The sequence below is a fragment of the Rhodovarius sp. genome, assembly GCF_040399605.1.
GTDB lineage: Bacteria > Pseudomonadota > Alphaproteobacteria > Acetobacterales > Acetobacteraceae > Rhodovarius > Rhodovarius crocodyli_A.
On record NZ_JBBARU010000142.1, the window covers coordinates 1 to 3,775 of the forward strand.

Annotated in this window: 4 protein-coding genes; 3 read left to right on the plus strand and 1 reads right to left on the minus strand. The window is 62.8% G+C overall.

The features are described from left to right. Positions 1–377 (minus strand): hypothetical protein (locus tag ABWP84_RS18285; RefSeq protein ID WP_353213457.1); only part of this gene is annotated, 377 nt, incomplete at its 3' end. 263 nt (positions 378–640) lie between these two features. Between ABWP84_RS18285 and ABWP84_RS18290 the strand changes: the two genes are divergently transcribed. The 3 genes from ABWP84_RS18290 to ABWP84_RS18300 form a co-directional block, all read left to right on the plus strand. Continuing rightward, on the plus strand, positions 641–1,579 hold the full coding sequence (locus ABWP84_RS18290) for a hypothetical protein (protein ID WP_353213458.1): 939 nt from the start codon (positions 641–643) through the stop codon (positions 1,577–1,579). A 232-nt stretch (positions 1,580–1,811) separates the two neighbouring features. Further along, complete coding sequence (locus ABWP84_RS18295) at positions 1,812–2,027, plus strand: helix-turn-helix domain-containing protein (protein WP_353213459.1); 216 nt, start codon at positions 1,812–1,814, stop codon at positions 2,025–2,027. 155 nt (positions 2,028–2,182) lie between these two features. Next, positions 2,183–3,775: site-specific integrase (locus tag ABWP84_RS18300; protein ID WP_353213460.1), on the plus strand; the 1,593-nt coding region annotated here is incomplete at its 3' end.

Consider the following 3,775-nt stretch of genomic DNA (forward strand, 5'->3'; position numbering starts at 1 on the left):
CCTGAGCGCACGTGCCGCTCCCACTCCACCGGAAATGGCTCCATCAGCCCCGGCAGCGTCATCCCTTCCTGCTGCCGCCCGTCCAGGATCGCCTCGACGATGTTCGGCGCCAGCAGCGTGAGCCGGAGCAGGCGCGAGACATAGGACGAGTTGATATTCTCGGCCGCCGCCAGTTCGTTGAGCGTGCCATAGCGGCCCGCCTCCATCATCCGCCGCCAACGGAACGCCCGGGCCAGCGCCTTCACCAGAGTGGTGTCGGCAGCCGTGCTGCCACGGGGCGCCATACCGCCCGGCGTCAGGATCAGCTTCCGCCCGCCCCGCGGCTTGCGGACAGCCAGCGGCACCCGCACGGTCAGCATCTGCGCAGCGGCGGTCACGCAGCCGCTCTCGCCAATTCGGCCGGTGCAGCCAAGTCCCGCGCCAGACTGCCCAGCCCCTCCAGCTTCAGCCGGACGGCGGCACCACCCGGCCCGATGCACAACCATATTGCGTGGGTGTTGGCGCGAAATGTTTTTGGTTCAACGTTCATTGTGCGGCCGTGGCCTTGTCGGTGGCAGGCTAAACTCGGTGTCCAACGTACCGGCAGCAGGCTGCAAGAATAGCGTCCTATTGCCCGTTGTAAGACAAAAGCCCGGTGGCAGTGAAATACCGCCCAGGTTCTAAAGCTGACAGCACTGATCGCGGTTGCGCCAACGAGTTTTCCACCCAATGTCAGGCTGCGATGAAATGGAAACCCCTCGCTCCACGCCCGAGCCACTTAGTTTCAGCGCTGTCCGCGCCGAATTCGCCAAGTATCACCAAACATGAAATCGGCCCTCTGTTGTTCGACGAGGAGCAGAGGCTGTGGTTGGCCTCACTGCTGCACAAGGCAAAGTCGAGGGCTGCTAGCGCTGAGATCGCGCAATTTGTCGAGGCGGTAGCAGCGTCCGTGGTTCAGTGGCACTTAGCCTCGACGATGCCGCCAGCAGCAACAGCCCGCCAAGTCCATAACGCGTTGCGGCAAGTCTGGATCTTGGCGTCAGAGCCTGAGCCTGCGATCGGCCTGATCAAGGCCAGACTAAGGGCGCTGCCTTCCGAGGCGGTCAGCGCCATGGAGGTACGGGGACGGCTACTCTGGCCTAGCATTTTCAAGGCCAAGTTGCCGCCATGCGGGCTGATTGGCTGGTCCAAAACGGCCGCGCCCGGCGATCTGGTCCAAGGGCTGCGCTTAATAACGGCGAATGGCGCGGCAGCAGTGGCTGGCCGCTCGCGCCTCAACGGCCGCCAATCCCGCCCCTCTCTAGAGCCGATGATCCTTGGGGTCGTGCGCGGCAGTCCTGATTCATCTGCGAGCCGGCTGCCAAATGGTCGGCGCCGTGAGTTTACAGCCGACCAACTCGTTATGATGTTGGCCGTTGATTGGACGTTAGCGACGGGCGCCCCGCCGACACACGGCCGCAGTGACGGCAAACCTTTCGGCGAACTGGTCCACCATGTCTTCGGCTGGTTTGACAAGGAAGTTGGTGCTGAGGCGGCACTGCGGCGCTATTGGCAGTTAGTTGCTGCCGAGAGACGCCGGCGCCTCAAAGAGCCGCGCTGACTGATTATCGCATCCTGCCTGTCAACGGGTTTCGACCAACAGCGCGCCAATTAACGGCTTAGGTCATGGGCCATGCCGCCCAGCCTTACCCATCAACCACTGATGCCAGAACCCGCTGGTGCCACCCCAGCCGCCGACGCAGCGCTGCGCGCTCTGGTGCGTGCGCTGGCCCGGCAGGCTGCAGCGGAAATGTTTGCAGGGGCGGGAGCGGCACAGAACAAGGACCCTGCCAATGCCGCAAAGCCCAAACCCTAATCTGCACCTCCACATCGCTGTGCCGTCGCCGCTGTTGACCGTCGCGCAAACAGCCGAGCGGCTCAAGCTGAGCCCGCGCAGCATCCGCCGCCTGATCGAGACCGGCGCGCTGACCGTTCATCGCCTCGGCCGTGCGGTGCGTATCGCCGAGACCGATTTGGCGCAGTTCCTGAAAAACAATCGATATGTGTAATTATGGATAGGTTAAATCTCAGATGATCGATATTTTTTACGGTTATATAGAAATTTACTTTCGTTAATACACATCACTGTAGACGGCATTGCTCTCGAATGTGGTGTATTAACGTAAATGTACTCCATTCCCTCCCTGTCATCACGAGGCCACTCATGTCCACTCAGCCCACTTCACGAGCCTCATACAGCCTGCATAATATACTGGAGACAATAGAATTTTCAGCCACGCTGACCCCGCGCCAGCGCCAGGACCAAGCCTCCGCCATCCGCACCGTAGCCCGCCTCCTCGGCAATACACCCGCCGACATTCCAGCCAACCCACAACTACTCGCGCGCCGCCTGGATGAAATCGCTCCCGCCCGTCACAACCTCTCCCCCGGCCGCTGGGCCAATATCCGCTCGCTGCTGCGCGCGGCGCTGGCCACGGTGACAACCGTCAGCCCCGGGCGTCAGCAAAACCACCTCACCCCAGACTGGGCCGCCGCTGCTGCCATGCTGCCGCCCCGCCTGCATCATCCCCTCAGCAAGCTGATGCATTTCTTTGCCGGCCAGGGCGTGGCGCCGCATCAGGTGGATGCAGTCACACTGGAGGGCTTCGCGGCCTTTCTCGATGCCAGCCTGCTGGCCAAGCCAAAGGCCGCGTTGAACGATAGTCGCGCAGCCTGGAATCGCGCCTGCCGCGACATTCAGAACTGGCCCGGTACCCCTTTGCCAGTCCCGCCGCGGCAGGATCACTACAGCCTTCGATGGTCAGCCTTCCCGGCGAGCCTCGAGGCCGATTGCCGCAAATGGCTCCACCGGCTGGGTGGCTCCGACCTCCTGGACGACCGCCCTTTTGCCCCAGTGCGGCCAGCCACACTGCGCAAGCGGGAACAGCAAATTCGCTGCTTTGCCAGCGCCTTGGTGTGTAGGGGCGTCCCAGCTGAGGAACTGCGCTCCCTGGCCGATTTGGTCAGCGGTACCAACCTCAAGGAGGGCCTGCGTTTCCATCTGGACAGGCGCGACGGCACCACCAGCACCGCCATCGCCGACCTCGCCACCACCCTCAAGGCCGTGGCACGCCATTGGGTAAAAATACCCGAGGCAGACCTGCAGCATATCGAGGCCCTGCGCCGCCGCCTCGAATGCCGTCAGCGCGGCCTCACTGCCAAAAATCGCGAACGGCTTCGTGCCTTGGATGATCCCGCCAATACCCAGGCGCTGGTCAACCTGCCGCAACGCCTCATGGCGCTTGCCGATAAAACCGCAGCCAGCAGCCCGCTTCGGGCTGCCCGGCTGGCCCGCGATGCCGTGGCTATCGAATTACTGTTGATGGCACCGCTGCGAGTGGAGAACCTGGCCATGCTCGATCTCGAGCAGCATCTGCTCCGCCCAAGCCGCACCAGCAACCTGATGCACGTCATCATACCCGGCAAACACGTCAAAAACCACGATGAGCTCGAATACCCCCTGCCTGCAGCCAGCATTGCTCTGCTGCAGCGCTACCTCCAGCATTACCGGCCAAGCCTCGCACTGCCAGGTTCGACCGCGCTCTTTCCCGCGCTCGACGGTGGCGCCAAGACCGGTCAGATCCTGGGGCAGGGGCTGAGCAAGCGCATCTTCAAACACACTGGGCTGCGGGTTAATCCGCATCTGTTCAGGCATATCGCGGCCAAGTTCTACCTTGGCGGACACCCCGGCGGTTACGAGGCCATGCGCCGTGTCCTCGGCCATCGCTCGATCGCGACCACCACGAGTTTCTACACT

What these genes read in the sequence shown, in the direction of transcription:
- ABWP84_RS18295 (WP_353213459.1), top strand. Translation starts at nt 1,812, where the DNA reads ATGCCGCAAAGCCCAAACCCTAATCTGCACCTCCACATCGCTGTGCCG.